The following is a 4,256-nucleotide window of genomic DNA, read 5'->3' as shown; positions in this document are numbered from 1 at the left end:
AGCGCGGCGGACTTTCCGTAGTTGCGTTGCAGTCGAATCCCCCGAAACCGCTCGTCGTCTTCATGCAGCGCCGTGATGACGGCCCAGGAGTCATCGGATGAGCCGTCGTCGACGAGCCACACCTCAATGGCGTAATCGGCGCAGGCTGCGCGCAGGCGATCGGCCAACTCGGGGAGCGAGTCGGCTTCGTTATACACCGGAACGACAATGGACAGCTCGGGGGTCGGCATAGGTACGGCGGAGGCCGGCAACACGGCAAACAGCGAACCGGAAGCAGGCCGCTACACGTCGATGGTAGCGTATTTGGCATTGCGTTCGATGAACTTACGGCGCGGCTCGACGGAGTCGCCCATAAGCGTGCTAAAGGTGTGGTCGGCGCTGGCCGCGTCGTTAATCGAGACCTGTTGCAGCTTGCGTGTTTCCGGGTTCATGGTAGTCGTCCACAACTGCTCGGGGTTCATCTCGCCGAGGCCCTTGTAGCGCTGCAAGCTGGGCTTCGCTTTTCCATTGGCGCGTAGCTCCGCCATCTTCTCACGCATCTGCTCATCGGTCCACAGGTAGTATTCGTCTTTGCTCTGCTGGATGCGATAGAGCGGCGGCATGGCAATGTACACATATCCCTGCTCGATGAGCGGGCGCAACTGCCGGTAGAAGAACGTGAGCAAGAGCGTGCGGATGTGCGCCCCGTCGACATCGGCATCGGTATTGTGGCAGCATAGACCGCCCATACCGGCAACGAAGTTTTCGTCGGTTTCGACCGAGAAGTCGTAGACATATCCGTTGGTGGCCTCCACTTCTTCGATGGAGCGTATCGGCAGGGCCATTAGGTCGCCGTCCAACCGTTGGAACGCCCGGTTGCTGGGGCAGTCGCTGCCTGTCTTCAGGCGCTCGGCGAGTGCAGGGCCCTTCGGATGGTCAATCCACACAGACCGAAGTGTGTGCAGGTCTTCGCGTGCCGAAATGGTAACGGTATGTACGCGTGAGCGGCTCACACAGGGTTCGTTGCGAATGGTGCGCTCGGTGGGGTCAGGAGCGCGCTCAGACCGCGAGGCTACCACACCAAAGGAGCCCAGCAGGTAGACCAGTCCGCTGGCCAGGTCACGCGAGGTCGTTGTGAACGACACTTTCCGCTCTGAAACGGTGCCATCGCCCAGCAGATACCCGCGTAGGAAGGCCTTGCGTAAGGGCGCATCAACCGTGTACACAAGGTCGGGGATCGACTTGGTAGATGCGGTATCCCCGTCGAATCCAAACAGATGCGCCCACACCAGCGCCGCTACGCGGTTGACCAGCTTGAGCTCATCGGCGCGGTCGGAGTCGTTGGATGCGTAGAACGAAGCAGGCCGCCCAAAGACCGTCTCGAACGCGGCATTCATTTCATTGACAAGCGCCTGGTTGCGTTTGCCAATAGCAAGCCGGATGCCGCCCCGCGCCGATCCGGAGCCATCGGCCAGGTAGAAGCCCAGCAGCTTCATAAGCTCGGGCGTTACCTTCAGGTGACGCGGCAGGCCGTGGTCGGCGTAATGTTCGGGGGTAAGTGTACAATCGGTGCGTTCCTCAAACCAGTCCAGGTCGGCAGTAGTCAGATCCGACAGCCGCACGTGGTCGCGAACGCGGTTGGTGGGTGCGCCTGTGTACTGCGTATCCCACGTATGCTGAAGTCGACTGCTGCCTACCTCAACACCTGCCATCACCGATTCGACCTCCGCGCCAATCGTTTGGAGGTAGGCGTTCCAGTTCGGCAATGTGGGGCGCGATGTGCCGTTCTCCCATGCATACAACGTGCAGGGCTGCTTGATGCCAATGGCGTCGCAGATTTCCTGGTTGGTGAGCGCGCTATTGCGTCGTGCCTCAGCCACAGCGGCCCCCACTTCATTCGGGACCGACACGCGCTCAGCAGTCCATTCGGGGTCGTGAGCATATTCAGCTTCTACCTGGGCCCGGTGCCAATCCTCAACAGCCGGTCCGCGCACCCAGACCTGCGAGGCCGCTTCGGGCACAGCATGAAGCACGCGCATCAGGTCGTACTGCTCTGGAGCCGTGCCCGGCAGATTGACCGTCTGCGGGGCCACGACCATGTCGTCTTTGGTGATCTCATCGCCGCGTTTAAGCATGGTGCCGCCGTTTCCATCGTGCACAAACACGCTATGGCTGGCCGTTACGCGCACCGAGCGCCCGTAGGCAGTTGTGATCTCGTAGAGCGCCTCCTCTATTTCGTGGCGAATTACGCTCTTGATGGAACGAAAGCGAACCTCCTGACCGTCGATGCCAAAGCAGAGGACTTCCCCCAGGTCCTTGCCACTGCGCTTATCGAAGTGCGCATGTGGGGTGTCGTTAGCTCTGGAGAGGGCTTCATCGATGAAAGCGCCAATCTTCACCATGCGCACCATCCCTTGTCGGCGCACGAAGACATGCTCGTCGGCATCCACACTCATAATCACCAGTCGGTGATAGCGGAGCCGCGACAGATCGAACTCCTCTTCGGTGGTGGTGAGCCCTGTGCCGAGGGCCGTCACAATGTTCTGAATCTCGTTGTTTTCGAGGATGCGGTCGAGCCGCGCCTTTTCGACGTTCAGGATCTTCCCCCGAAGCGGCAAAATCGCCTGAAAGTGGCGGTCGCGCGCCTGCTTGGCGGAGCCCCCCGCCGAATCCCCCTCAACCAGGTAGATCTCGCTCTCTTCCGGATCGCGCGAGGAGCAGTCGGCCAGCTTGCCCGGCAGACCGCCGCTGGTGAAGGCGCTCTTGCGCTGCACGAGTTCGCGGGCCTTGCGGGCCGCCGCGCGGGCCTGCGCCGCCAGCACCACCTTGTTGATGATCGACTCAGCCTGATTTGGGTGGTCTTCGAGCCAGCGCCCGAGCTGCGTGTTGATGAGCGACTCCACCGTGCCTTGCACCTCGGAGTTGCCCAGCTTGGTCTTGGTTTGCCCCTCAAACTGAGGCTCCTGCACCTTCACCGACAGCACCGCCGTCAGCCCCTCGCGAAAGTCATCGCCCGAGAGGTCGAACTTCAGCTTTTTGAGCATGCCGTTCTTCTGCGCGTAGCCCTTCAGCGTGCGGGTCAGCGCGCGGCGGAAGCCGGAGACGTGCGTGCCGCCCTCGTGCGTGTTGATGTTGTTCACAAACGACAGCACGGTCTTGTTGTAGCTGTCGTTGTAGCGCATAGCCAGCTCCACCGGCACCTCGCCCGATTCGTCGCTGATGTAGATGGTATCCTCGATGATCGGGTCTCGAGCCTCGTCGAGGTATTCCACAAACTCTTTAATGCCGCCTTCGGAATAGTACTCCTCGTGGCGCAGGTCTTCGTCTTCTTCGCGCTCGTCTTCGAGCTGGATGCGCACGCCGCGGTTCAAGAAGGCCAGCTCCTGCAGGCGATCCGAAAGCGTGTCGAAGCGGAAGTCCGTCTCCTTGAAGATAGAGCCGTCGGGCCAGAAGCGGATCTCGGTGCCCGTGGTTTCGTCGTCGCGCATGTCGCGCAGCTTAGTGACGGGTCCCTCGGGCACGCCGCAGCGATAGCTCTGCTGCCACACCGCCCCATCACGGTAGACCGTTGCTACAAAGCGGATCGCCAGCGCGTTTACGCACGACACACCCACGCCGTGGAGTCCGCCCGACACCTTGTAGCTGTCTTTGTCGAACTTGCCGCCGGCATGCAGCACCGTCATGACCACTTCGAGCGCCGAGCGATTTTCGGTGGGGTGCTCGTCCACCGGAATGCCGCGCCCGTTGTCTTCCACCGAGACCGACCCGTCCTCGTGAATCACCACATTGATGGCATCGCAGTGCCCGGCCATCGCTTCGTCAATGGAGTTGTCGAGCACTTCATACACCAGGTGGTGCAGGCCGCGAATCCCAACATCGCCAATGTACATGGCCGGGCGCTTGCGCACCGCTTCCAGGCCTTCAAGCACCTGAATGTTGGAGGCCGCGTACGGCGTTACGGGAAGGTCGTGTTCAGTAGCCATGAGGGAGAGACAGGGTCGTATCCAAGAAAAACAACAGGGGGCCCCCGCGTTGGCGAGGGCACAACAGTATAGGTACCGGAGCTCTACGCAACGGTTCGCCGGTTTGCCCCTGGTTCACGAAGCATGGGATGCCGTTCGTCTTGACTATCACAGATCGCCTTCGGGCGTGAACACGGGCACGAAGTCGCGCAGCGGCATGCCTGCCGTGGCCGGGGTGGGGGCGGTACCGCGCTCCAGTTCCAGTTCGTAGGCCACGCGGTCGGTGCGATAGTAGCGCTGCTGATAATAGATGGG

The 4,256-nt window shown here is 61.3% G+C and carries 2 protein-coding genes; both read right to left on the bottom strand.

The window, feature by feature from the left end; genetic code table 11:
- The coding region (locus tag R6U20_RS00675) for a glycosyltransferase (protein WP_410335946.1) at positions 1 to 230 on the bottom strand (230 nt) is incomplete at its 3' end.
- 51 nt (positions 231 to 281) lie between these two features.
- Positions 282 to 3,962 (bottom strand): DNA gyrase subunit B, encoded by a 3,681-nt coding sequence (locus R6U20_RS00670; RefSeq protein WP_410335945.1) that lies wholly within the window; start codon positions 3,960 to 3,962, stop codon positions 282 to 284.
- Positions 3,963 to 4,256: the final 294 nt, after the last annotated feature.

Source organism: Longimonas sp., assembly GCF_046498435.1.
Lineage (GTDB): Bacteria > Bacteroidota > Rhodothermia > Rhodothermales > Salinibacteraceae > Longimonas.
The sequence above is the reverse complement of the archived record's forward strand: the minus strand, read 5'-3'. Positions and strand labels throughout refer to the sequence as shown.